This window comes from Psychrobacter sp. JCM 18901 (assembly GCF_000586435.1).
Taxonomy (GTDB): Bacteria; Pseudomonadota; Gammaproteobacteria; order Pseudomonadales; family Moraxellaceae; genus Psychrobacter.
Window position 1 is genome coordinate 159,230 of the sequence record NZ_BAWH01000002.1, and the last position, 25,546, is coordinate 184,775.

Sequence of the window (25,546 nt, forward strand, 5' to 3'; positions counted from 1 at the left end):
CTGGCTTTTACTCTGTTTGGCTACTATTATCTCGCGAAAACGTCAAAATATGCCCTTTAAATGGTAAGTCTAGATAAGTAGTATTTTCAGGTTTGACATGCTTACTACTAAAGCCAAATTCAGTCATCTTATTGGTTAGCTTGTTCTTGCGACCGCGACCAGGATCGACCACGATGACCTCGCAAGTCGGCATAGCATGACGGTCAATGAACTCAGCCAATATATCAATGTGTTGGTCTTCATATAGCAAGTCACTGCCGATAATCATATCAAATTTACCAAGATGGCTATTGTCTTCTGCCCAATCTAAACGCTCAAAATTAATCTCTTTGTTATTATTCAGCGTGGTATTCCTATCAAGGAAATACTCAACCGTTGGATGATAGTCAGTCGCTGTGATGTCCGCATGTCTATGATTCAATAGCAGACTAGAGAGCGCCATACCGCAGCCAACTTCCAAAATACGTTTGCCTGCAATATCGTAATCGAGCATATGATTGGCCAGCACCAAGCTTGACGGCCATATCACCCCAAACATCGGCCAAGAAGCAGAGCAGATGCCAAGGTTTAACGCTTCATCGTCAGGGTCGCTAAATTGTTGATTGTCACGCAAAGTACAAATATGAATGTCGGTATTGCCAATTTCAATCGTTTGATAACGCACGCGCACAGTGGTCAGCGAAGTCATAAACTGTCCTAAAAAATAAGCAAGAATGCAAGGTTTGGCAGGGGTTGCCGATTTCGGTAGGGTACAACGTTGGGAAAGATAATTAAAATATTGGAAGCTGTGTAGATATTTGAATGATTAGAGATTTGTGGCCACTTAAGTCGTGGCAAGAAAATACTTAAGTATGAGGAGAGTATGACCTAAATTCTGACAAGTTATTGTTAATTCTGAGAGTATTGTTATTGCTGCGTAGAATTGGCTGATATCAGAGAGTGATATAGATAAGAATGGTACGAACATTTTCGTATAAGCATAAGCAGTGCGCTTAATTTGAGCTAAGCGCACTGCTTATGCTCGCGTAAAAGATTGAGATTAGGCATCAAATCAGTCGATACAGTGGAATGAATTAAGCGAGTTAAATCAGTTAAGAAACCTCCTTAATTAAGAAATCTCAATCCAGACGTTTTAAGTGCCCATACTAACTCGACAAAGGCACGACTGTTGGTCAAAGGTTCGCCATCGATGATGAGAACGTAGCCTGCATTATCTATCCATAAAAACACAAAGCTGGTCTCAGGAATGAGTAGGTCGACCTGCTGAAAGAACGAGATGGCTTGGCTTTCTACCGCCCATCCACGTTGCTTTTGGCGAAGCATAAAGCCTGAAAAATCAGCGGCGGCAACACTGAGCATGTCCGCCTCTTCTTGACTATAGCCCACTCGTGCCAAACAAAACCCTTCATCAGAGCCGATCGCGGCACGGCGTTTACCAGATAAGCTCGCCACGACATAAGGCAAGAACTGGTCCAATGGTAAGTTAGGTGCTGGTAAAAGTAGCGACAGCTTTTCAATCCAACCTTGTTCTATAAAGCTCTGTAGCCATTGTTCAGAATATCGCTGAAGCCAGTCAGCAGCGAGCAACGTCTGATCATAAGACAGCAAATCCTGTAATGCCAACTGCTCATCAGTTGGTTCGTTCTGTGAAAACGCCTCAAAAATACCAGCTGGCGTCAGGGTGAGATAGGTTTTATCAGCATTTAAGTAAGAAGACATAGTAACTACCATTATGATAAAAGTGATTAATAAGTGACAAATTAAGCTTTCATATCGTTGAGTTCAAATAATTTCGATACAAGGAAATCGAGCGTAAGTTATACATTAGTATGCTTAGCGAGGATAATGATGTAGCGGATTTATATGGATTTGACTATAGTTTGATCGAGATGTTGTTGGCAGTTGTCCCAGCGCGCATCGAACTGCCAATCACTTCTACCCAAGCGAAACCATACCAGTGAAAATGCGAGACGATCATTGCGCGCAGTACAATGGGCAAAAAAACTCATTTTCGATTTGCTCGATCGTACCCCAGTCTTCGTCCTCACGCGCTTGCATCAGCTCAGTAGTGATGTCTTTAGCGATTTCTCGGGCATCGTCGCTGCTGATACGCAGCCGTTGCTTTTGCTCATTGAGAGAAGGAGATATCAGCACACTCCAACGAGTGGCCAACATACTATTGCGCTGGATGTATCTTTTTTTATCAATGCACTCGCGAAAGCCTTGCTGGACATGAGGATATAAACGATCTTTGATACGGGTAAATAGGTTGTTTACATCGTATGGGATATCAAACCAGCAACCATAAAAAAAGTCTGCCACTGCACCCTGTAGCGGTTCTTTCTCCGTCAATAACAAAGCTGCGTTGATACGCTGCTCATGAAAGTGACGGTTGTTGGGTGCTAAAAACACTTTACGAGAGTAAAACCGAAATACTCGGTGCGCGACTCTTTCATTTTCTTTGATCAGGTCTGAATCAGACATAATAATACCCTCCTGTCATTGCTATCATTACAACGGTGCTTGCTTCAGTGATATGATGTCATACGACAAGCGATAATGTAATCCAGAGAAATAGCGCTTGATATCAATACAATGATTGAGCGACTAATCCAATAATGTCTGCATTAAATCAATCATAAATTCGGCATCTTCTTCGCTCATTGGCTCAAATCCTTGAGGCATGCCAAGCTCAGCCAAGGCCTCTTTACCATCTGCATCGTTGTGCAAATTGAGAATGGCCTCTAGAAAGATTTGTGCATCGGGAAAGTCTTCTTTAACAAGGAGTACATGACTGATATCAGCCAAGTCACTTTCGATAAGTACCGACAGCTGAGTCTTGGTCAAGCGTGAAAAGCTATGAAATATCTCTGCCAAAAAGAACGCGACTTGGGCTTCACCTTTAATGACTTTTCGGGCAGCCGCTTGATAGGTCTCGGTCACATCCCAGTTGAGATCAGACGCTTCTATATCGACGGCTTCTAGCAAGCGCAAGCCAATCAGTTTGACATCTCGGTTGTCGGCCATCGCGACAGTAGCCCCTGCTTGAATGTCTTCCAAACGGCTGATAGTGCTATTGGCAGCGGCTGCAATGATCATCTCGTCAGATTTACCGATAGGTCGGGCAATGGCTCGATAGCCTTGCTCGCGGATGAGAGTGGCTGCATCAAAAGGGTTGGCATAAATGATTTGAGTGTCACCGGCACTAATGACCTGCTCTTGCTCAGCGTGAGAGGTAGGGATATTGAGATGCATGTTTAAGTTGGCACGTTTTTGAATCAAGGTGTTGAACATGTGCCAGCCTGCAAAGCGATCAGGCGAAAAATCAGGGGCGATTAACATATTGTGTGTCGTCATGAGTTAGCCTTCCTCATCTTGTTTCATTTGGGCATATTGAGTCATCGCCGCTTCAATTTTGCTGCGTGATGGTTTGCGTCGTACCGAGGTGTAGCCGACGGTTTCACCGCGACGCACGTTAGGCACCACAGTGGCATAGACCCAATAATGACTGCCGTCTTTGCATAAGTTTTTGACATAGCCATGCCATTTTTGTCCAGACTCGGCAGTACTCCATAAGTCTTTATAGGCAGCTTTTGGCATATCAGGATGACGCAAAATATAGTGCTGTTGGCCAATCAATTCATCTACATGATAGCCACTGATTTCGACAAAGGCGTCGTTGACGTGAGTGATGATACCGTCGAGATTGGTACGCGAGACAATCAGTTTGCCATCTGGGTAGGGGCGCTCTATACCAGTATCATAGACAGTCCGTGACGTGCCATCATGATAAGTCATCGTGATTTGCTCAGCAGGCATATCGGGTTTGTGTGCATCAGGGATTGGAGAACCCATGGTCATCTCCTTCATTGGTCGTTATGTAGTCAATCCTGCATAAATTGGATACGGTGTCAGCCTTGCTTAGTCTACTACTTGTAGTACTTTCACTTGACTTCCTTGCATCCAAATTATATTGAATCGACTATGTTTATAGTGATTAAAAAGCTAATAAATTCGATAAGCAGTCGCCAATCAAATGAGCTTTGCAAGGGCTTCTGAGGCACGTTTGATATCTAAGAATATCAAGCCAAGCTTGGCATTGGGCTTTGCATGATGGTGAGTACGGCTTCATCGCCTGATGAAGTCATGATGACGTAGCCTTTCTCGCTTGAATCATAATACGATCGATACTACCGCGTGCCAACTCGCGACCTGCTCGATCACCTAATGATAATAATGCTGCTGACATAGCACCCACACGATCTTCATCCACGCCGGTTGGTAGAGCTGAAGCAATCATAAGACCATCGTTAGAGATTAGCGCAGATGCTTCAACATCTGCTGATGAACTGTTTAAGTCTTCCAATATCTGCTGAAATGAATCTGTACGCATATCGCTTTCTCTGTACTGGTGATTGGTTTTTTTATTTATGAACTAATGAAGTTAGTCAAAAATATCCTTGTTTAAAGAAAGGTATTATAATTCCTTCCTAATAATATTGATATACATTTGCCCAATTAAAAGTAAATTTTTTTGGACTTTTATGCCTTTTGTCATCAAATCATTACCCTTTATCTTTATTTTTTTCGAGGAAAATGGTGGTTTTTTTATTATGTCTAGTCGATGAGCGGTTGAAGACCTAGCAAGATCCTTGGTATTTTTTTTGAATAGAGATATTCTTTGTAACTATAGATTAATGTCCATCATTGCTATCAAATGGAGCCGCTGAAATTTAGCTAATAAAAATCGCTTATAGATTCTTATGATGAAGATATTTACTAGACTTATAAGTCTCAAAAATGATATACAGTCATGAGGGATAAATGTTGACACTTCTAAATGCGTTATAAAAATACAAATTGAGTCAGCTTTTTTTGATCCTATCAGTCTCTATACATAATCTTGTATAGGGGCGATTTCAGTCTTACATCAACGTTTATAGCCCTTTCGTTTATTCAATATGTTGTAGCGTCGATGTAAATAATTACTATCACCAGTTTTATCCTAAGGAAGAAATACATGAGCATCAGTGAAGCCATCCAAAAAGTCGAAGCACGTTATGCCCATCAGCCCGAATTCATTCAAGCAGTAAAAGAGGTGGCAATTACGATTCAACCTTTATACGATGCGCATCCTGAATATAGTACGTTAAAGGTATTCGAGCGTTTGGTAGAGCCTGATCGGGTATTTGGCTTTCGTATCAATTGGGAAGATGATCAAGGCGTGGTACAAGTCAATCGTGGTTGGCGTGTGCAGTTTTGCAATGCTCTAGGCCCTTACAAAGGCGGTCTTAGATTCCATCCTACTGTCAATCAATCCGTATTGAAGTTCTTAGGCTTTGAGCAGATTTTTAAAAATGCCTTAACTGGCTTACCGATTGGCGGCGGTAAAGGTGGGTCAGATTTTGATCCTAAAGGTAAAACGGACAGCGAGATTCGTCGTTTTTGCTATGCCTTTATGCGTGAGCTACATCATTACGTGAGCAAAGACATGGATGTGCCTGCTGGTGACATCGGCGTCGGTGGTCGAGAAGTTAGCTATATGTTTGCGATGTATAAGAATTTAACGCGTGAATCAACAGGGGTTATCACTGGCAAAGGCGTGGGCTTTGGTGGCAGCTTGATGCGTACAGAGGCGACTGGCTACGGTGCAGTCTACTTCCTAGAAAACATGCTCATCGCTCAGAACGATACGCTTCAAGGCAAAAGGGTGCTGATATCAGGGGCGGGTAATGTCTCATTGCATGCTGCCGAAAAAGTGAATGCGCTAGGTGGTATGGCAATAACTGTCTCTGATTCACAAGGGACGTTGCATGATGAAAATGGCCTCAATCAAGAAAAAAATTGATTGGCTCAAAAAAACAAAAGCAGCAAAACAAGCCTTTAGCAGAGTATATTGATGTTTATGGTGGCGAGTGGCTTGCCAAACAGAAACCGTGGCAGTTTGAAGCTGATATTGCGATTCCATGCGCTACTCAAAATGAAGTCAATGAAGCTGATGCCAAATTATTGGTCGAAAATGGCGTGAAGTATGTGGTGGAAGGCGCTAATATGCCGCTCACTGCGGAAGCAATTGATTATATCCGTTTGCACCGTGTTCATTATGCACCTGGTAAAGCTGCTAATGCGGGCGGGGTAGCAGTATCTGCGCTTGAAATGTCGCAAAACTCTGTCCGTCAATATCAAACCTTTGAGCAAGTCGATGAGCGTCTAAAAGTTATTATGAAAGATATCCACGACAGTGCTGCGAATGCTTCAGAACAATATGGTCAAACTGACAATGGTTATGTCGACTATATGGCTGGTGCCAATATGGTTGGTTTCAAACGTGTGGCTGATGCGTTGGTCGCTTTTGGTATTTTGAACTAGTCTTACTTATAAGTGGTAAACAAGCCTTAGTGGTTGGTTAATATGGACAAATAGCAAAGCCCCAATCATTGAATGGTTGGGGCTTTTTAATTGAGATAAACAAAGGTAGATTGATTATATTGTGTCGCGCCATTGTCCTTGAACCATGATGCCTTGGATGGGATTTAGCCCCATCTGATAGGCCAAGTCAGCAGGACGAGCGATATTCCATAGCGCTAAATCGGCATCACAGCCGACTTCTATTTTTCCTTTATTAGGTAGACCCAATGCTTGTGCTGCGTGAACAGTAACTCCTGCCAAAACCTCTTCAGTGGTTAAGTAAAATAGCGTACAGCCCATATTCATCGTCAATAACAGCGACGTCAACGGTGAGGTGCCGGGGTTACAATCAGTTGAAATTGCCATAGGGACGTGATGCTTGCGCAAAGCTTCAGTCGGTGGCAACTTAGTGTCACGTAACGTATAAAACGCCCCTGGTAATATCACGGCAACGGTATTGCTAGCCGCCATTTTTTTGATGTCTTCTTCTGACAAGTGCTCTAGATGATCGCTCGATAGTCCTTTATATTCAGCAACTAAGGCACTACCACCTATATCGGATAGCTGTTCAGAGTGCAGTTTGACTGGTAGATTTAATGAGCTAGCCAATTCAAACACTCGTCTGATTTGCTCTGTGCTAAAGGCGATGTTTTCACAAAACCCATCGACTGCATCGACCAAGCCCTCTGCATGCAGAATGGGTAGCCACTCGCAGACTTGCTCAATATAGTCATCTGCACGATTTTTATACTCAGGTGGCAAGGCATGAGCCGCCAAATACGTGGTACTTACATGGATGTCGTATTTTTCACCCAGTTGGCGAGCGACCGTAAGCATTTTGCGTTCAGTGTCCAAGTCCAAGCCGTAACCAGACTTGATTTCGATACTGGTAACGCCTTCTTTCATAAGTGCGACTAAGCGTTTTTCACTTTGGGCAAATAGCGATTCAATACTGGCAGCGCGGGTAGCACTGACCGTCGCGACAATACCGCCGCCTTGTGCAGCAATATCTTGATAACTAACGCCTTGCAAACGCGCTTCAAATTCATTGCTGCGGTTGCCACCATAAACGATATGCGTATGACAATCGATAAGCCCTGGGGTTATCCATTTACCATCTACATCTGTGACTTGGTTCTCTTGATAATGAGGCAGATGAGTAGAGATTTGGTCATGTGCCCCAACCCAAGCGATTTTGCCGTTTTTAATACCGATAGCCGCATTATGCAATTGACCATATGGGATGCTATCAGCATCTTCGTTTTCATAAATATTAAAACCATAGTGCGCTGAAAAAGTGGCGATATTGGCGTTAATAATGACGTGGTCAAATGATGTCATAGTAGACTCATCTAGCATCTGTTCTGTAGAGTTTTTCAATACGGAATTATTTGATTCATTCATAATATGCTCCTAATTATTGGGAGGCTAATGTGTTTAAGCGCTAAGTAAGTACTGCTCTACAATAGTCGCTAGTAAGCGAGCAGCGACTTTGCAGCTACGACTGTCAATATCAAAGGTAGGGTTAATCTCAGCAATGTCTGCCATTTTTACTTTGCCTGATGCCATGATGGTTTTGACCATGCGCTCAACAAAACCTAGTTCAATGCCGTAAGCGGCAGGTGCGCTTACACCCGGCACGACACTAGATGGCAAGCAGTCCATATCGATGGTTAAATATATGATATCAACCTGATTGATAAAGCTTTTGACCCGCTCAGCAAGTGTATCCCAAGGCTGATAATGACACTCTTCATCACTGATGACCTGTACGCCCAATTGCTCGGCACGATCGAAAAGCGCCGCCGTATTAGAGAATCGACTGACGCCAATACAGCAATAGTGAAAAGGCTGATCGTATGAGTCAAGATGCTCGGCAATCTGGCGAAATGGTGTCCCAGAAGTCGCTACATCAGACTGACGAATATCAAGATGAGCATCAAAATTAATAATCCCGATAGTAGGCGTGACATCTGCATTTTTTTGACTTTCTAGAGCCTGCCATAATCCTAAAAAGCTACCATAAGCGATGGCATGACCGCCACCAAGTCCGATGGGCAAACCACCTTGCTTGACAATAGTACTCACTGCATCAGCATATTTGAGCTGAGCTTGCTCAAGAGAGCTGTCGGCAAAGCCATCATTATCATTACAATAAATGTCGCCAGCATCACCCAATAAGGTTGATAGTTGACCATCAAACGTTGTTGTAAATCAGCGATGACTGGCAACGTAGCAAAAGCTCGACGAATCAATGGCGGGGCAGCTCTAGCACCTACGCGGCCTTGATTGCGTCTGACGCCTTGATCACAGGCAAAGCCAATTAGCCCAATACTTTGATCCTCGTAAGGCTGAGCAAGCTGATACCAATAGCGGGCATGTGCAGTCTCAAATGGCTCTGCACGTCCTGTCCACTGGGTTATATCAGCAGGTGTATGGCTGATGCTTGTAGTCGTTGCTGCTGTTCTCACTATTGTCATCGCTGCTCTCCGCACATCAATATTTATTTAGACTCATACCAATCGCTGCGTAGTGACTGCCAATGTTCAGCAAGCGTACCATCTAATACCAACTGCTTAGCTGCTTCGATATCAGGGGCTAGATAGCGATCTTTGTCATAGAAAGTCACTTTTTCACGTAGTTTCTGATGTGCCACAGTCAGCGGCTCTGACGTATCTAGTCCGCGATGGAAGTCGATGCCTTGACCAGCGGCCAGAAGTTCAATACCAATAATGGTGGCAGTGTTTTGCGCCATCTCGTATAGGCGACGTGCGCAATAAGTTGCCATTGAGACATGGTCTTCTTGGTTGGCAGAGGTCGGGATACTATCGACGCTACCAGGGTGGGCGATAGATTTGTTTTCTGAAGCCAGTGCTGCGGCGGTCACATGAGCAATCATAAATCCTGAGTTTACCCCAGCGTTATCAACCAAGAATGGCGGTAAGCACCTGATAGCGTCGCATCGATTAGCAAGGCCACACGGCGCTCAGACATCGAGCCAATCTCAGCGATTGCCAAGGCCAAAATATCGGCGGCAAAGGCGACAGGCTCAGCATGGAAGTTACCACCTGATATAGCAACTGGCCCATCTTCGTTATTAAAGATAAGTGGGTTGTCAGTTACTGCATTAGATTCTATTAGCAGAGTTTTCCCTGCTTGGTTGATGATATCAAGGCAGGCACCCATGACCTGAGGCTGACAGCGTAGGCAGTAAGGGTCTTGCACTCTATCGTCTTGCTCGCCATCGTGTGAGGCACGAATAGCACTTCCTTTGATTAGCTGACGATGTGCTTTGGCGATTTCTATTTGACCATGATGACCACGTACTTCATGAATACGAGCATCAAATGGTGAGTCCGAGCCTTTTGCCGCATCAATCGACATCGAGCCGACGATGGTCGCAGTCTCAAGTAAATCACGCGCCAAGAAATAACCACGTAATGCTAGCGCGGTTGAGACTTGCGTACCGTTGATCAGTGCAAGGCCTTCTTTAGCTGCAAGAGTAATTGGCTCAAGTCCATGCTGGGCTAGCGCGTTTGCTGCAGGCACTTTTTTACCAGCGACAAACACATCACCTTCACCCATCATCGCAAGCGTCATATGTGATAATGGCGCTAAGTCACCAGATGCGCCAACTGAACCTTTGGCTGGGATATTGGGTGTGATTTGATTGTTGATTAAACCAAGTAAACTATCTACTACCTCGCGGCGTACACCAGAGACGCCTTGCGCCAGACTGGCAATTTTCATCACCATAATCAGTCGTACCACGCCTGCAGGGAGAGCTTCACCCGTGCCCACTGAGTGAGAAACGATCAGGTTACGCTGAAGTAGCTCAAGCTGATCATCACTGATACGTGTCTTAGCAAGTAGGCCAAAACCAGTGTTGATACCATAAGCGCTTTTGTCTCGCGCAATGATGGTACGTACATCTTCGTGCGAGGCATCTATCGCCTCATAAGCGCTCTCAGGTAGTGTCAATATGACAGGCTGCTCGTAGATATCACGTAGCATCTCAAAGCTAAGCTGGCGAGGATGTAGGTTAGTTGTTTGATATTGTTCATAGGGGTAATCCTAGTATTGTAAGTCATATAGTCATTCCACTATAAAGGTATTATAGCGTTAACCTCACTTGAAGTAGTACATATACATCTACACTCGGTTGCCTTGTACTACTTTTAAATTGCATCGACTATATGGGTTATATTATTTTTAATGCGTATCTTTATTAAAATGAAGTTGTTGAAAGGTTTTTAATCAGCAAAATATCTATTATTGAGTTTGAATTTTTTAGCCAATCCAATTGAGGTACATAGCCAGATGCCCGAATGCTGCAGCCAATAAAATACTAAGTACCACACGCTCGAACCAAATAATGACCATCTTACCAACGGAGACAGGAATCTCGGTCGCAAGCACACACGGAATCATGGCTGAGAAGAACAGCACGCTGCTGATGGAGATGACCCCTGCGACATAGCGTGTCAGAATATCTGCCTCACTTAGTAGTAATGCTGGCAGGAACATCTCAGCCAATCCCGCTGACATGCCTTTGGCAGCGACGAGCGGTTCTGGTAAGCCGCCAAGCCATGTAAATGGATAGAGAAGCAAGCCCAAGGCATCGAAAACGGGTGTATATTTTGCTAACAGTAATCCTGTTAAGCCAACAGCTATGATAGAAGGCACAATAGCGGCTGCCATCGTTAGACCGTCACGAAAATTAGACCACAAGATTTGTTTGAGGTCAGTGGCACGGCGCGAAGTGGATAAACCTAAATCAAACGCAGCTGCTAGCCGTGTACCACCTTTATGGTCTAAAGCGGGACGTTCAACGCTATCATCAAAGAGCCTGATAGGCGGAATACGAGCAGTAATCGCAGTAACAATAAAGGTAATCACTAGCGTAGACCAAAAGAACATATTCCAAAATTCCATGATCCCAAGCGTTTTGGCAACAATAACCATAAACGCCGCTGATACAGTCGAAAACCCGGTCGCAATGATAATGGCTTCACGCGCTGAATATTGCTTTTGCAAGTACACACGATTGGTGATGAGTAAGCCAATGGAGTAGCTACCGACAAAGGAAGCTACAGCATCAATCGCTGATGAACCTGGGGTTTTCCAAATAGGTTTCATAATCGGCTGCATGAGCACACCAACCATTTCTAATAAGCCAAAGCCAACCAAGAAGGCCAATATTAGTGCCCCAAGCGGTACAATCATTCCGACTGGTAAGGCCAGTTTTTCAAACAGAAACGGCAGCATGTCCTTTTCCATCATAAAGGTAGGCGCTATGTCAGCCACATACATCACTGCCAACATCAGACCGATGATCTTGAAAGTCGTCATAATCATATGGGTGATATTTTTGCGCCATGAGCCGTCGATAAATGGCTTACTCACTCCATAGAGCATGAGTAAAAACAATAGCGTAACGGACAAGGTATGCTGCTGCGTCACTAAGTAGGTCGCGCCATGATCGAACAATATCGTGCTTTTTTCACCAATGGTAAACGGCACAAAGAACATCACTAGACCGATAGCACTAAAGACAATCAGCTGTATCAGTGCCACAGGCTTTGATAGCAGTTTTTTTGACGATGTCGTTGCATGGTCATCATGCAGATCAGAGGTGGTGTCTTGTTCAATCATATTATCCTCCTTGATAAATAGGCGATTATGTCCTTATGCCTAGCTACAAGCTCATAAGGACAGAGGGCAAATTATTTAACCATCGGCAGATTCAGACCATAATCTTTCGCTGTTTTAATTGCTAACTCATAACCTGCATCGGCGTGACGCATAACCCCTGAGCCGCAATCATTGACAAGTACTCGCGATAAGCGTTTGGCCGCGGCGTCCGTGCCATCCGCTACGATGACCATACCTGAATGCTGCGAATAGCCCATGCCGACACCGCCGCCATGATGTAGTGATACCCAAGTTGCGCCGCCAGCCACATTTAGCATACCGTTCAATAGCGCCCAATCAGATACCGCATCTGAACCATCTTTCATGCTCTCTGTTTCGCGGTTTGGACTAGCGACAGAACCCGTGTCTAAGTGATCACGACCAATGACGATTGGGCCTTTTAGTTCACCGTTTTTGACCATTTCATTGAATGCCAAACCTGCTTTGTCACGCTCACCAAGCCCCAACCAACAGATACGAGCAGGCAAGCCTTGGAATTGAATACGCTCTTTTGCCATATCTAACCAGCGATGGATATGTTTATTTTCAGGGAATAGCTCTTTAATTTTTTGATCAGTCTTATAGATATCTTCTGGATCACCTGATAACGCTACCCAGCGGAACGGGCCTTTACCTTGGCAAAATAGCGGACGAATATAAGCAGGGACAAAGCCTGGGAAATTAAAGGCATCTTTGACCCCTTCATCAAAAGCGACCTGACGGATATTATTACCGTAATCAGTCGCTGGAATGTCCATCGCTTGCAAGTCTAAAATCGCTTGGACGTGTACGGCACAAGACTGAGCAGCGGCTTTGGTCAGTGCTGCATGTTGCTCTGGATCTTCTTGAGCAGCTTTCCATTCCTCTACTGTCCAACCGCTTGGTAGATAGCCATTGATCAAGTCATGCGCTGAGGTTTGATCGGTGACCAAGTCAGGCTTCATACCGCCAGCGTTAGCGCGCTTGACCATCTCAGGCAAGATATCTGCGGCATTACCAAGTAGAGCAATAGAGACGCTTCGCCCGCGTCCGTATGTTGTTTGATTAACTCATAAGCATGGTCAAGATCGTCTGCTTGCTTGTCGACATAACCCGTGCGCAAACGGAAATCGATACTAGACTGCTGACATTCGATGTTCAATGACGTTGCACCCGCAAAAGTTGCGGCTAGTGGCTGCGCGCCGCCCATACCGCCCAGACCAGCGGTCAGAATCCAACGACCCGCCCAGCTACCGTCATAATGCTGACGACCCGCTTCCACAAAAGTCTCATACGTACCTTGGACGATGCCTTGCGTGCCGATATAAATCCAGCTACCAGCAGTCATTTGACCGTACATAAACAGGTCTTTGCGATCGAGCTCGTTGAAGTGCTCCCACGTTGCCCAACGCGGTACAAGGTTGGAGTTCGCAATCAATACGCGTGGTGCGTTTTCATGTGTTTGAAACACGCCGACTGGCTTACCAGACTGTACTAGCAACGTCTCATCATCTTCTAATTCTTTTAATGACTCTAAGATTTGATCGTAGCTTTCCCAGTTACGGGCTGCGCGTCCGATACCACCGTAGACGACCAGGCTTTTTGGGTTTTCTGCTACATCAGGATGCAGGTTGTTTTGCAGCATGCGATAAGGGGCTTCGGTCAGCCAGCTTTTGCAATGTAGCGTGCTACCGGTAGGCGCAGCAATATTACGGCTCTCATCGCGGCGAGTCAGTTTAGTCTCTTTATTGGTTCCGTTGTCAGTAGTCATGATCATATCCTTGTGATAGCGAATAGGGCGATAAAGTCATCAGAGTAAGTGTCTTACAGTCAGTCTAGGTATTTATCTACTACTAAGCGTTCATCTAAATTCATAGAAATATCGAATCGATAAAGCAAATTTTCTAGCACTGCTGCAAAGTTGTATATACAAATTATCAAAGATGCTTTTTTCATGCAAGGTTTTTTTATTTATGGACGCATTATTTTTGTTATTCACTCAGCCGATTTAGATAACATCGAGTGAGTTGAAAAGCGCCCTAGTTAATACTGAACGCTCAGACATTTTGACTAAGGCTTGCACGGTGGTCTCGTGATATTATGTGGTCATTCCTATTAGCAAAACTGACGGTCAAAGGCGGATATGACAAAGACAATTCCGGCGTATCAACGTATAAAAAAACGCCATACTAGACAATATTCATTCTGGTAAGTGGCAGGCAGGCAATGCGATTTCGACAGAAATGGCACTGGCTGAAGAGTTTGGTGTGTCACGAATGACGGTCAACCGTGCGCTAAAAGAGCTGAGCGAGGAGCGAGTACTAGAGCGTCGACAAGGGTCGGGCACGTTTGTCGCGCAGCAGCAGTTCAATCATACCTTTGTAGAAGTGCGCAATATCGCACAGGACTTGAAGTCAGCCAATCGCGACTATGAAGCGAAGGTCGTCAGCAAGCGCGCCGTTACTGCTGCTATGCTCGATAATGAGTTGCGTCGTAAGTTTGGTATTGATGAAAAGTCTGTGCCTGCTAACGCAAGCGCTCAGACAGACGCTAATGATGAAGCTGTACTGTATGAAGTAAAAATCATTCACTTTGCCGATGGTCAGCCTATACAGTTTGAAGAACGTTGGGTCGATGCCAAAAAAAGTGCCGAAGTTTATCGATCAGGATTTTAGTGTGGTCAATACCAGTGATTACTTAATTGCCAAAAGCCCTCTAGAGAGTGGCAGCTATACCATCCGAGCATTGGCAGCCCCTGATGAGATTGCTGAGTTTTTGCAAATTGCGCCGCAGTCACCAACGCTTGTGTTGCGCCGGCAGACCTATTCGGCCGGCCAAGTCGTTACCTTTGTAAAAATGTGGCACGCGGGTGATCGCTATCAGTTCTCAGGCGAGTTGTAGCAGATATAGTCAAGCTATATAAATCCGCTACATCGTTATCCTCGCTAAGCATACTAGTGTATAACTTGCACTCGGTTTCCTTGTATCGAAATTATATTGAACTGACTATAGCTTACGTATGCTCACTGATTTTGTACGTTTTTCTGTCTAAAGTGAGATACTATATCCATAAGCTGCTATTTAATAAGATAGCAATTGGCGTTAATTAAACTCGTCAGAATATTTGAACAATCGTTAAAAATTAAAATATAATATAGAAACAGTATTGAAAAATAGCCAAATAGCCTCAAATCGGGCAACCAAAGCCGGATATCATAGAGGAGCTTATATTGTTCTTTTGTGTCGGCTTGTCCTATTTATTAGCATCGTATATTTTATTAGTGCTGTGTGTCTTATTAGTATTATGCGTTTTTACTTTATTCATTCACTCTTATAAGGACGTCTTATGAAACGTCGTACTCTTTTAGCCCTTGCCGCCAGCACCATGTTCCTTGCCGCTTGTGGTCAATCTACTACCAACGAAGCCGATACTAGTGCGACTGATAGCGCTGCAACAGGCGGTTCTGATTTGCTACAACGTATCAACAACGGCGGCACCATCAACGTCGGTACAGAGGGTACCTATCCTCCGTTCACGTATCATGATGAGAGCGGCAAACTAACGGGTTATGATGTTGAAGTAACGCGTGCAGTCGCGGATAAACTAGGCGTAGACGTTGAGTTTAAAGAAACTCAATGGGATGCGATGTTGGCTGGTTTGGACTCAAAACGTTTTGATATGGTGGCTAACCAAGTCAGTTTGACCACGCCTGAGCGTAAAGCAAAGTATGACAAAGCAATGGCTTATAGCTGGTCAGGTGCGGTTGTATTGGCACCTACTGATGACAACCGTTATAGCTCGTGGGAAGGTCTAAAAGGCTACGTACGGCGCAATCACTTAGCAGCAACTATGGTGAGCTTGCAGAGCGTTACGGTGCAGAGATCGTTCCTGTCGATGGTATGGCGCAAGCGATTCAATTAGTAAAGCAAGACCGTGCTGACTTTACGATGAATGATAATCTGGCGGTATTGGATTATCTAAAGAAATTCCCAGATTCTGATCTTGAGATTAAACTGACTGCCCCTGCAAGTGAGTTACGTGGTTCAGGCCTAGTGCTTATCAAAGGTGATGATGAAGTTGTAGCTAAATTAGATGAAGCGATGGCTGAATTGGCGGCTGAAGGTACGCTAACTAAGCTTAGTGAACAGTTCTTTGGTGCTGATATAAGTCAACAAAAATAATGTCAGTTTCTATCATGTCAGCTTCTGTAATGTCTACATCATGGTTCGCGGACTTATTGGCAGTATTGCCATTTATGAGTCCTGATCGAGCGCAGATTGTCCTCTCGTCGTTTTGGCCAATGCTCAAAGGCGGTATCTATTATTCGATACCGCTGGCATTGATCTCATTTGCGATTGGTATGGCCATTGCATTGACAGTGGCATTGATTCGTATCATTCCGCGTGCCACTTGGTTCCATGAAATCATTTATCGGCTCGCTCGTGTCTATGTGTCCGCCATTCGCGGTACACCGATGCTGGTTCAGCTGTTTATTATTTTCTATGGTCTGCCAAGTGTCGGGGTGAAGCTCGATCCCTTTCCCTCAGCGATTATCGCGTTTTCACTGAACATCGGTGCTTATGCATCTGAGACAGTGCGTGCTTCGATTTTGTCGATACCAAAAGGGCAGTGGGAAGCAGGCTCAACGGTCGGCTTGACGTATCTACAGACTTTTCGTCATGTGATTTTACCGCAGGCGCTTAGAGTGTCGGTGCCGCCGTTGTCTAATACCTTTATCAGTCTGGTAAAAGATACCTCACTTGCTTCATTGGTACTGGTCACTGAGCTATTCAAACAAGCGCAAATTATCACGGCTCGTAACTATGAGTTTATGCTGGTCTATACAGAAGCGGCGATTATCTATTGGGGTATTTGTCTGTTCTTGACCTTTATCCAAGGCAAGCTTGAAACCCGCCTTGATCGTTATGTGGCAAAGTAGACTGTTGCTATTGGCACAACAGGCATCAGCACAACTAAGACTAGAAATACAGAGACCAGCACAACAGGAATTTTTATGATCAAAGTCACTAATATTCATAAAGCCTTTGGTGGCAATCAGGTGCTAAAAGGCATCGACTTGACCATTAATAAAGGCAAAGTAGTCGTAATATTAGGACCTTCAGGATCGGGTAAAACCACCTTTTTGCGTTGTTTAAATGCGCTAGAGATTCCTGATCAAGGTGTGATTGCTTTTGATGATGATAGCTTGAGCGTCGACTTTGCGACTAAGCCAAGCAAAAAGACGCTACTAGCTTTACAGCGTAAATCAGGTATGGTGTTTCAGTCTTATAATTTGTTTCCCCATAAGACAGCCATTGAAAACTTGATGCTTGGGCCTACAGTGGTACAAGGGCAGAGCAAAGCGCAAGCCCGTGAGCAGGCATTGGTACTACTGGAGAAAGTTGGACTGTTGGACAAAGCAGATCTGTATCCGTTTCAGCTATCTGGTGGTCAACAGCAGCGTATTGGTATTGCTCGTGCGCTTGCTATTGAACCGTCATTGTTACTATTTGATGAGCCAACCTCTGCGCTTGATCCAGAGTTGGTACAAGATGTGCTAGAGACGATGAAGCAGCTCGCCTCCGAAGGTTGGACGATGGTCGTAGTGACTCACGAAATCAACTTTGCCCGCGACGTTGCCGATCATGTTGTACTGATTGAAGATGGTCACGTGGTTGAAGAAGGCAGTGCCAAGCAGCTGTTTGAGGACTCAAAACATCCTCGTACGCAGGCATTTTTGCAACGTATTGAGCAGTAAAAACGTTTGTTTTTGCGTAAGCAGTAAAAAAAGCCCCAATCATGATGCCATGGTTGGGGCTTTTTTATTGAAATAAATTGGACATATCTCAAATGAGTAGATAGTAACACTATGCCCTCTGTCGTTGTTTTAACCAGCGAGGTACGCGAGTGGCGGTACCGTTTAATACAGCATTTAACAAAGCCGCCAGCAAAATAAGCGCCACGCCCAGATATTGAATCCAAGACAAAGATTGATGCAGTAATAGCATCGCGAGCGCAATCGCAGTCAATGGCTCGAAAATCGTAAATACCGATGCACGAGTGGCGGGCAGTTTCTCTAGTGCCTTCATATATAGCCCAAATGGCACGACGGTTCCCAGCAGTGATAATCCCAAAACATAACCCCAAGTCATTAAGGCAGACTCAATAGCTGCTCATAAGTGTTATAGGTCTCAGGTAAGAGCAGTAGTACGCCAGCACTAATGATAATGGAAGTGAAAAACACCAAAGGGCAGGGTGAGCATAATGCATCGCACGCTTACCCAATACGCCATATAACGAATAACACATCCCTGCTGATAGACCGAGTAAAATACCCCAGTTAACTTTCGCTTGCTCACCTAACATCGTCAATCCAACACCAAACACCGCCATTAGTGCTAGCAAAACTGATTTCCGAGTAATAGACTCACTCAGTAAGAACTTCGAAAATAATAAACTAAATACAGGCGCGGTATAGAGTAAAGCAACGGCAGGGCCAGCACCGACATAACTGACCGCAAAAAAATAGCAGACCGACATGCCAAGGACACCTATCAACGACTGCATCGCCAGTCCAAGCCATTGTTTTGGCTGTAATTTGATAAGGTGTGGCCACAGTGTTGGTAGCATGGCTAAGATGATAAAGGCCGCCGTGACAATGCGTAATATCGTTACCTGCCAACCACTAAATCCAATTTGGTTTAGGTAAGTCGAGAATATACCCAACGTGCCCCAGCAAATAGCAGCCGTGATGATTTGAATGGTGCCTAGCCATGATTGATGCGAATGGTTCGTCATTCCGTTGTCGATGTTTGCCATACTGTTTTCTTCTTACGATCTAAGTGACACAAGATGTTGTAAGATTGCTATTAATACAATCTCTCCAAGCAATGCTGAAATAAGAAAAGACAACCTGATTAAAGGCTGTCTTTTGTTTGTTCTTTTGAGTCTATCACTAAAAGATTATAAACCGCTACTAGGGCGTGTCCTAAATTCCATCAATAGTTATTCCAATGGCTAAAAAATGGCTAGCGTTTGCTAAATAACCTAAACAATATCGAATCATTAACTCATATCATATTTGTGTTCGCATCACTTTTTTTTATTTCTATAGTCTTTGTTAATCAATCCATAAAAAGAATGTTTGCTCTCGGAGAGCATTTCGCTGAATAAAGCACACTTTTTCCAATTGGGTTCTTGGTAAATGATCCGTATCAGCCCCGCAGTTTTTTTGAGCGCTGTTTTATCCACTGAGTCTGCTCTTTTTTTAAGATTAGCCGCCATATCCTCACCGTACAGGCGTCTGACTTCATTTCGCGTTACTCTGTAGCTTTCATTCAATGCTTTATCAGACGTGTTATATATCTGATCAACCAAATCAGCTTGTGATGCTAATGGCAGATAAGTCTCGTTTTCTTTGTAGGTGGCACTATAGGTATCGACTGTCCATTTACTTCTTATAGATATCTCATGGTTCGAGGTATCTATAAACCCATCAAAATCTTCGCCCTCAAAGGTATAACCCTGAAATCGACACGGGGTCACGCCATCTTTACATAAGCTATGCTTGGTTTCCGCAGAGTAGTATTTGACAGCGTAGGGCGACTTACTAGGTTCTGGTGTTGTTTGCAATAGTCGTCCTAAATCGGGAGCGACCAGTAGCATATTGTTGCAAGTAACGCTTCCTTCTGCACATCTCTCATAAAGGTTAAGACGTTGGCCTTGGATGTCCATGCCCATGGTAAAGTTTGCCTGTACAGGAGCTACAGCCGAACTGACAGATGTCACTAGCGTTAAGCTCAAGAGCAACGCAGTACGTCTGAGTAAGCTGGAGGTATTTAGGCTTGAGCTAGACATGGAGACGGCCATATAGGTTTATACCTGTAGCAAGAAATTACTCAGCAATCGCTTAGCGCCCTCAGTGGCAAACGACTCAGGGTGAAACTGTACGCCTTGAATTGGGTACTCTTTGTGCGCCAGTCCCATAATCTCATCACCAGTCAATGCTGACTCAGCAAAGCTCAATTCAGCACAGCTATCATTGGCGACTACTGAGGTAATCGTGAGACAGCTTGGGATGGTGTCGGCTTTTACCACCAGAGAGTGATAGCGCATGATCTCAAGCTCTTGTGGTAAGCCTTGATAAATACCTGAATTATCATGCGAATCGATGAGACTTTGCCATGCATCGGCACACTAGCGCGTACCACATCACCGCCAAATACATGAGCAATACCTTGCATACCCAAGCAAACGCCTAATAGCGGCACCGTTTTGCCTAGTGTTTCAATGACCTCGCTACAGATACCAAAGTACGCGGGATCGTCAGGGGAGCCAGGGCCAGGTGAAATGATAATTCTATCAAGATTCATCGCTTCTACGTCTGCTAAGGTAATTTCGTTATTGCGTTTAACGATGACGCTGGCTTCTTCATCACTGTCTAAGGTTTGCAAAATCTCGCCCACGTATTGGTAGAGATTGAAGGTAAACGAGTCGTAGTTATCGATAATTAAAACATTCATGGGTCATAAACTCTTTTGTAAAAATAGTGCTAGGTAAAATATGGTCAATTTATGCAGTACGTTTGGTATCCGTTATGATTGCATAAAGCTGTCTAATACGACTTTCATCGCCGACAGTTTGCGCTGAATCTCTAAGTATTCATCTGCTGGGTTTGAGTCGTAAACGTTACCACCACAAGTTTGAGCGTAGGCAGACTCGCCATTGATAAAGAGGCTGCGAATTGGAATGGCAAAGATACAATCACCATTAAAATTGAACGAGCCTAATGCACCGCCGTAAGCACCGCGACCATCCGGCTCTAGCTCATTAATCACCTTAATGGCTTCTACTTTAGGTGCGCCTGATAGCGTACCAGCAGGGAAGTTGCTGGCAAGCGCACTAAACATATCTTCGTTAGGATGCAGGATACCAACGATTTCAGAAGAGATATGCTGTACGTGAGAGAAGCGTTTGATGTCCATCAAGCTACGTACTTTTACCGTACCAAATCGTGCCACACGGCCAATATCATTACGATGTAGGTCGACCAGCATATTGTGCTCGGCAATTTCTTTGTCATCGTTGAGCAAGGCGCGGGCAAGCTTACGGTCTTCGATTACGTCCGCACCGCGCTTGGCAGTCCCTGCGAGCGGATAGGTTTCCATTTCACCCTGACGCAAGCGGAATAGCAGCTCAGGAGAAGCGCCAATGATGCACTGCTGCGCAAATTTCATAAAATACATATGCGGTGATGGATTGACGGCACGTAGCTTTTCATAAATCGGCATTTTGTCACCGGCAATACGATATTTAGATTTAAAGCCTACCTCGCACTGAAAAATACGCCCAGCGATGATGTCTTCTTTGACTTGCATGACGACATTGGCATGCTCTTCTTGGCTCATACCATCACCTAAAAATTCAACTTTAGGCGCTTCATAGCTAGGCGTTGGCTCATCGAGTAGGGCTTTGATTTGCTCGATGCGGTTTTCTTGTTGAGCAGTTGGGTAATAAAAATAGAAGATTTCTCCAGTCATCTTATCTAAGGTCAATCCATCTAAATACACGCCAAACTTAAATGGTTCAAAGTCTTCGCTGGCTTTTGCATTGAGGCTAGGTTCAAAGAAGTTCACGCAGTCATAACCCAAATACCCGACCAGACCACCGCTTTGATCGCGAGCGATGACATGCTGCGGTGTTATCTCACGCAGTAGCTGATAAGGGTTGTCGGTTTGATAATGGCTAGTTTCAGCAGTTTTATTATCGGTAATCGCAAGCGTGTTGCGGTCTAATGCGGCGATAGTCGTCACAGGGTCAAAGCCGATTGCATGATGGCGCGAGATATGGCTGTCTTCGCCCAATGATTCGAGCAAATAGCAGGTATCAAACGCACTTTCGATACGTTTGAATAATGCAAAAAAAATCGATATCTTGCGTCAGTTTGATACGTTGTGGTTTGCTCGGGATATCGATAGGAGCAGGTTTGGTCTGTGTGCGAGTACTAGAGGTCATAACAAAGTCCGAAATGGTTCAAATATGTGTTGATTAATAAGTATAAGTTTCGTCAGTAAAAAGCTAGATAGTATCGTCGTTAGAGTCTAAGAGTGATCTCTATGAGTGGCCAGTAACGCGCTGACATCATGGCTTTGCTTAGCCTTGGCACCGCGAGAGACAGTGGCGATACCAACACCTAGTTGCTCAGAGATATCACGCTGGGTGATACCGCGATCTAGCAAGTCAAAAATCCGAATACGATTGGCAATGTCATGCTGTTCTTTATCAGTCAGCAAGGCACTGAGCAGCTTTTCGATATCTGCGCTATCAGTACAGTTGGTCAAATGTTTCACTAAGCTCTGATAAGGATCGGTAGTCATAATAGGTAATCTTAGCCAAAGAAAATAGATAAGTCGCTCATCGAGCGATTTTTCGCTGAGAACTATCTTGTTTCAGTATTCTAGTACAGTAGTACAAGAAAAACAAGTCATGAGCTAAGTTAATAGCAGCCTGCTATAGACGTGATGAGTTTCTACGCCTTATCGCATATAGCCTTAATAGTTATTCAGACTCATGCTGAATAACATATTTACAGTTAGTATCGAAGCATTTTTGCGCTTTGTCAGCATATTAAAAGCTAAAATTGAGAATGTATGATATTAATTATTGCCAAATTGTTAATACTTAGTTATTATGCCTCTCTTTATTTAAACGCTAATCATTATTATTAGCATTAATAGTGTTATTTGCACGGTATGATTGAGTGTTTTTAAGGTGTTGAATCTTCTGATAGGCGCTATTTTCAGGGTTGTTTGACGACAGCCTTTAAAAATAATTCTAAACATTCTAATTTCTGACAGTAAACAAAGTGAGTAAATGTGTTATGCGCGAAGTAAAGTTATCTAGTCAATTGACAGTATTGTCTATCGGTGTTGCCGCTGTATTGTGGACGCAAGCTGCCAGTGCCGCAACGGCAGCAGATATGCCAAACACGACATTGCAGACTATTACTGTAACAGCAAATAGCTCAGTACGTGACGCTGTACAAGAAGACTCTGTCTACATAGATGACTACACCCCAGCTGCACAAGCCAGCCATTTGAGTGATTTTCTGGACGTTGTACCAGGGGTAAGCGTGGGCGGTACTTCATCGGTCAACCAACGTATTCGTGTACGTGGTCTTGATGATACCAATCTAAAAGTCACAATTGATGGCGCACGTCAAGAAGGCGCATTGTTCTACCATATGGGTGATGTCACTATTGATCCAGATCTGCTAAAACAAGCAGAAGTATCAGTCGGCAATAACTCAGTGACGCTAGGCAATGATGCTATCGGCGGTGCGGTTGCTTTTGAGACAGTCGACGCGGCAGATTTACTTAAGCCAGGTCAAAAGGTAGGTGCTAAGCTGCATACAGGTTATGCTAGCAACAATGATGAACTGCTAACTTCTGCCACTGTGTATGGTGCGCCAACAGAAAATATTGATTTACTGGCTTATTATGGCAAACGCAATGCGGACGCTGGTGAAGACGGTAAAGGCCGTAAAATCCAAACGGAAGACAGCGAAGGCGAAAACATCCTATTAAAAGCTGGTGCTTATGTCGGTAGTGATCATCATGTAGGCGCTAGTTTTAGCCGTACCGAAAACAAAGGCAAGTTCCCATTACGTCCAGATTTTCCTGCTGGTGGCTGGAACCCAATCATCCCGCAGGAAGTCAAACGTGATACCTATGCGCTTGACTACGCTTACAATCCTGCCAACCAGTTGGTCGATGTAGACGCCAATGTATATCAGACCAGCACACAGATTTTGCGTAACTCTGACGGCGTACCTGGGTTTGAGTTTGATGCGGAGGTCAAAACCACAGGCGGCAAAGTACAGAACACCAGTATCGTTGATAGCAGTATCATCAACGGTGTGCCAGGGGTTCATAAGTTAATTGCTGGGGTTGAGCATTACAAAAAAAGAATCTGAGATGGCGCGCGATTTTGGCAAGGCGAGCACCGATGAGGCGACCAACACTTCAGTCTATCTGGAAGACCAATGGCAAATGGGCAAGCTTAGTTTAACGCCAGGCGTCCGTTATGACCGTTATGAATCTCCAGAGTATGTATCGGCTGGCAAGACTTACGACAATGTCGTTGGCGCATTGGCTGCCAGTTATGAGATTGCACCGCGCACCCAGCTATTTGCGAGCTATACGCAGTTATTTAATGGTCCAGATCTTAGTCAAGCGATCTTTAATTCCGACGGTGTTGATACCTATGTGAACAATGACCTAAAAGCAGAAGAAGGTGATAATGCAGAAGTCGGTATTGCGACAACGCTGCGTGGTCTGACTATGGCTGATGACTCTTTAAAATTAAGTGCTAAGTACTTTGAAACCAATATCGAAAACTATATTGAGTTTGTACGTGCAGGTGGTAGTAGAACTGGCATGAATTGCACAACTGGGCAACTAGGTACAAGTGCTGCCCCTGAAGCCTGCCAAGGTGTCATCAATAATGATGAAGATTTCAAAATCAAAGGTGTAGAGCTATCAGCCGATTATCGCGCAGATAACTTCAACATGGGTCTAAGCTATGCTCGTGCACGTAGCAAAGGCGAAGATACAGGTTACAATATCTCTTCTGTCAGTGGCAGTGGCTCTGAGTCTGGCGATAAGTACATGGTCAACTTGGGTTACGCTCCAACCAATACTACTGAGCTTGGCTGGCGCAGTACTTATGTCGCCGATGTGACACCGAATACCGCTGGTGATGACAACGAAAAACCAGGCTATGATGTGCACGATATCTTCATGACTTACACGCCAACTCAAATCGAAGGTTTGAAGGCCACGCTAGGTGTATACAACATCTTTGATGAGACTTATGCAAGCCATGCGTCACGTAACTCTATCGATGATGCCTATACTGATTTTGAAATGGGACGTAATATCAAAACGTCTTTAACTTATCAGTTCTAATCTAGCTTATCGAATTTAAGTCTAATCGTACTTATAAAGTCAGCTGTCTTATACGGGAGCTGGCTTTTTTTTACGAGATTTTTGAGAGTGCGATTTATCTAAGATTAGATGTTAAGTTGCTTGTTCGGTAGAAGGTGAGGCTACCGTATAAATAGCATATGAGTTAAATCGTATGCGAGTCGTATGCGAGCACTATGCCAATACTCTAAACAACAGCGAGCTATCATCGAAGCTCATTTATCTCTCTCAAATTATCAGGAAATAAGTGTGAATGAATATGGGCATAGAGTAATCAAACGTCGAAATTTTGAATCTGACGCATAATGTTTCTAACTGCCCGAATTATCATATTGGAAATATCGACAAGATCTGACAGGGTAGCGCTTATACAACTGAAACTATCAGGCATTTCTATAAATATATTGAGCATTAATTCAACCGTTAACTGAAACACATATAAGAATGCAAACATTAATGATAATAATTATCATTAATG

17 protein-coding genes and 8 pseudogenes are annotated in these 25,546 nt (G+C 44.2%); 7 read left to right on the top strand and 18 right to left on the bottom strand.

Annotated elements, in window-relative coordinates:
• Positions 1 to 7 precede the first annotated feature (7 nt).
• The 7 genes from TT11_RS03440 to TT11_RS03470 form a co-directional block, all read right to left on the bottom strand.
• Positions 8 to 688, bottom strand: coding sequence for a methyltransferase (locus tag TT11_RS03440; protein ID WP_165598497.1), 681 nt, complete (start codon positions 686 to 688; stop codon positions 8 to 10).
• Between the two features lie 416 nt (positions 689 to 1,104).
• Positions 1,105 to 1,719: a hypothetical protein gene (locus TT11_RS03445; RefSeq protein WP_165598498.1), complete on the bottom strand. Its 615-nt coding sequence runs from the start codon at positions 1,717 to 1,719 to the stop codon at positions 1,105 to 1,107.
• A gap of 154 nt (positions 1,720 to 1,873) precedes the next feature.
• On the bottom strand, positions 1,874 to 1,999 hold the full coding sequence (locus tag TT11_RS03450) for a hypothetical protein (protein WP_261869087.1): 126 nt from the start codon (positions 1,997 to 1,999) through the stop codon (positions 1,874 to 1,876).
• Positions 1,975 to 2,484 (bottom strand): hypothetical protein, encoded by a 510-nt coding sequence (locus TT11_RS03455; protein WP_261869088.1) that lies wholly within the window; start codon positions 2,482 to 2,484, stop codon positions 1,975 to 1,977. The genes TT11_RS03450 and TT11_RS03455 overlap by 25 nt, the downstream gene beginning before the upstream one ends.
• Before the next feature lie 123 nt (positions 2,485 to 2,607).
• Positions 2,608 to 3,357, bottom strand: a complete 750-nt coding sequence (locus tag TT11_RS03460; protein ID WP_261869089.1) for a phosphate/phosphite/phosphonate ABC transporter substrate-binding protein — start codon at positions 3,355 to 3,357, stop codon at positions 2,608 to 2,610.
• Between the two features lie 3 nt (positions 3,358 to 3,360).
• Positions 3,361 to 3,855, bottom strand: coding sequence for a PAS domain-containing protein (locus tag TT11_RS03465; RefSeq protein ID WP_101205202.1), 495 nt, complete (start codon positions 3,853 to 3,855; stop codon positions 3,361 to 3,363).
• Positions 3,856 to 4,144: 289 nt separating this feature from the next.
• Positions 4,145 to 4,393, bottom strand: a complete 249-nt coding sequence (locus TT11_RS03470; RefSeq protein WP_261869090.1) for a roadblock/LC7 domain-containing protein — start codon at positions 4,391 to 4,393, stop codon at positions 4,145 to 4,147.
• A gap of 627 nt (positions 4,394 to 5,020) precedes the next feature.
• On the opposite strand from TT11_RS03470, the pseudogene gdhA reads away from it, so the two are divergent.
• Positions 5,021 to 6,369, top strand: a pseudogene (gene gdhA / locus TT11_RS03475) (NADP-specific glutamate dehydrogenase).
• A 114-nt stretch (positions 6,370 to 6,483) separates the two neighbouring features.
• On the opposite strand, the gene hutI reads toward gdhA, so the two are convergent.
• The 5 genes and pseudogenes from hutI to hutU all read right to left on the bottom strand — a co-directional run bounded on the left by hutI (position 6,484) and on the right by hutU (position 13,852).
• A complete protein-coding gene (gene hutI / locus TT11_RS03480) occupies positions 6,484 to 7,767 on the bottom strand; it encodes an imidazolonepropionase (protein ID WP_261869109.1) in 1,284 nt (427 codons plus the stop codon).
• A gap of 78 nt (positions 7,768 to 7,845) precedes the next feature.
• Positions 7,846 to 8,888, bottom strand: a pseudogene (hutG, locus tag TT11_RS03485) (formimidoylglutamase).
• A gap of 23 nt (positions 8,889 to 8,911) precedes the next feature.
• Positions 8,912 to 10,422 (bottom strand): annotated as a pseudogene (gene hutH / locus TT11_RS03490) (histidine ammonia-lyase).
• A 276-nt stretch (positions 10,423 to 10,698) separates the two neighbouring features.
• Positions 10,699 to 12,063 (bottom strand): YjiH family protein, encoded by a 1,365-nt coding sequence (locus TT11_RS03495; protein WP_261869091.1) that lies wholly within the window; start codon positions 12,061 to 12,063, stop codon positions 10,699 to 10,701.
• Positions 12,064 to 12,134: 71 nt separating this feature from the next.
• Positions 12,135 to 13,852, bottom strand: a pseudogene (hutU, locus tag TT11_RS03500) (urocanate hydratase).
• Positions 13,853 to 14,224: 372 nt separating this feature from the next.
• Here hutU and TT11_RS16965 point away from each other — a divergent pair.
• The 4 genes and pseudogenes from TT11_RS16965 (at position 14,225) to TT11_RS03525 (ending at position 17,840) form a co-directional block, all read left to right on the top strand.
• Positions 14,225 to 14,982 (top strand): annotated as a pseudogene (locus TT11_RS16965) (UTRA domain-containing protein).
• A 484-nt stretch (positions 14,983 to 15,466) separates the two neighbouring features.
• Positions 15,467 to 16,263, top strand: a pseudogene (locus TT11_RS03515) (transporter substrate-binding domain-containing protein).
• A 74-nt stretch (positions 16,264 to 16,337) separates the two neighbouring features.
• On the top strand, positions 16,338 to 17,021 hold the full coding sequence (locus TT11_RS03520; RefSeq protein ID WP_261869110.1) for an amino acid ABC transporter permease: 684 nt from the start codon (positions 16,338 to 16,340) through the stop codon (positions 17,019 to 17,021).
• A 75-nt stretch (positions 17,022 to 17,096) separates the two neighbouring features.
• Positions 17,097 to 17,840, top strand: coding sequence for an amino acid ABC transporter ATP-binding protein (locus TT11_RS03525; RefSeq protein ID WP_261869094.1), 744 nt, complete (start codon positions 17,097 to 17,099; stop codon positions 17,838 to 17,840).
• A 109-nt stretch (positions 17,841 to 17,949) separates the two neighbouring features.
• On the opposite strand, the gene TT11_RS03530 is transcribed toward TT11_RS03525, so the two are convergent.
• The 6 genes and pseudogenes from TT11_RS03530 to TT11_RS03555 all read right to left on the bottom strand — a co-directional run bounded on the left by TT11_RS03530 (position 17,950) and on the right by TT11_RS03555 (position 22,458).
• Positions 17,950 to 18,189, bottom strand: coding sequence for a DMT family transporter (locus tag TT11_RS03530; protein ID WP_261869095.1), 240 nt, complete (start codon positions 18,187 to 18,189; stop codon positions 17,950 to 17,952).
• A gap of 55 nt (positions 18,190 to 18,244) precedes the next feature.
• Entirely contained in the window at positions 18,245 to 18,901 is a 657-nt protein-coding gene (locus tag TT11_RS03535; RefSeq protein WP_261869096.1) for a DMT family transporter, read from the bottom strand.
• A 273-nt stretch (positions 18,902 to 19,174) separates the two neighbouring features.
• Complete coding sequence (locus tag TT11_RS03540) at positions 19,175 to 19,939, bottom strand: hypothetical protein (RefSeq protein WP_261869097.1); 765 nt, start codon at positions 19,937 to 19,939, stop codon at positions 19,175 to 19,177.
• Between the two features lie 18 nt (positions 19,940 to 19,957).
• Positions 19,958 to 20,604: pseudogene (locus tag TT11_RS03545) on the bottom strand (aminodeoxychorismate/anthranilate synthase component II).
• A gap of 72 nt (positions 20,605 to 20,676) precedes the next feature.
• Positions 20,677 to 22,096, bottom strand: a pseudogene (locus TT11_RS03550) (anthranilate synthase component I family protein).
• Positions 22,097 to 22,182: 86 nt separating this feature from the next.
• Positions 22,183 to 22,458 carry a Trp family transcriptional regulator gene (locus TT11_RS03555; RefSeq protein WP_261869098.1) on the bottom strand — a complete coding sequence of 92 codons (276 nt, stop codon included), beginning with the start codon at positions 22,456 to 22,458 and terminating at the stop codon, positions 22,183 to 22,185.
• A gap of 503 nt (positions 22,459 to 22,961) precedes the next feature.
• Between TT11_RS03555 and TT11_RS03560 the strand changes: the two genes are divergently transcribed.
• Together TT11_RS03560 and TT11_RS03565 are read left to right on the top strand one after the other, a co-directional pair.
• A complete protein-coding gene (locus TT11_RS03560; RefSeq protein WP_261869099.1) occupies positions 22,962 to 24,056 on the top strand; it encodes a TonB-dependent receptor plug domain-containing protein in 1,095 nt (364 codons plus the stop codon).
• Position 24,057: 1 nt separating this feature from the next.
• A complete protein-coding gene (locus tag TT11_RS03565) occupies positions 24,058 to 25,050 on the top strand; it encodes a TonB-dependent receptor domain-containing protein (RefSeq protein WP_261869100.1) in 993 nt (330 codons plus the stop codon).
• Positions 25,051 to 25,546: the final 496 nt, after the last annotated feature.

Coding starts and splice junctions, on each gene's coding strand:
- TT11_RS03440 (WP_165598497.1), bottom strand. CDS start 688: ATGACTTCGCTGACCACTGTGCGCGTGCGTTATCAAACGATTGAAATT.
- TT11_RS03445 (WP_165598498.1), bottom strand. CDS start 1,719: ATGTCTTCTTACTTAAATGCTGATAAAACCTATCTCACCCTGACGCCA.
- TT11_RS03455 (WP_261869088.1), bottom strand. CDS start 2,484: ATGTCTGATTCAGACCTGATCAAAGAAAATGAAAGAGTCGCGCACCGA.
- TT11_RS03460 (WP_261869089.1), bottom strand. CDS start 3,357: ATGACGACACACAATATGTTAATCGCCCCTGATTTTTCGCCTGATCGC.
- TT11_RS03465 (WP_101205202.1), bottom strand. CDS start 3,855: ATGGGTTCTCCAATCCCTGATGCACACAAACCCGATATGCCTGCTGAG.
- TT11_RS03470 (WP_261869090.1), bottom strand. CDS start 4,393: ATGCGTACAGATTCATTTCAGCAGATATTGGAAGACTTAAACAGTTCA.
- hutI (WP_261869109.1), bottom strand. CDS start 7,767: ATGCTAGATGAGTCTACTATGACATCATTTGACCACGTCATTATTAAC.
- TT11_RS03495 (WP_261869091.1), bottom strand. CDS start 12,063: ATGATTGAACAAGACACCACCTCTGATCTGCATGATGACCATGCAACG.
- TT11_RS03520 (WP_261869110.1), top strand. CDS start 16,338: ATGAGTCCTGATCGAGCGCAGATTGTCCTCTCGTCGTTTTGGCCAATG.
- TT11_RS03525 (WP_261869094.1), top strand. CDS start 17,097: ATGATCAAAGTCACTAATATTCATAAAGCCTTTGGTGGCAATCAGGTG.
- TT11_RS03535 (WP_261869096.1), bottom strand. CDS start 18,901: ATGGCAAACATCGACAACGGAATGACGAACCATTCGCATCAATCATGG.
- TT11_RS03540 (WP_261869097.1), bottom strand. CDS start 19,939: ATGTCTAGCTCAAGCCTAAATACCTCCAGCTTACTCAGACGTACTGCG.
- TT11_RS03555 (WP_261869098.1), bottom strand. CDS start 22,458: ATGACTACCGATCCTTATCAGAGCTTAGTGAAACATTTGACCAACTGT.
- TT11_RS03560 (WP_261869099.1), top strand. CDS start 22,962: ATGCGCGAAGTAAAGTTATCTAGTCAATTGACAGTATTGTCTATCGGT.
- TT11_RS03565 (WP_261869100.1), top strand. CDS start 24,058: ATGGCGCGCGATTTTGGCAAGGCGAGCACCGATGAGGCGACCAACACT.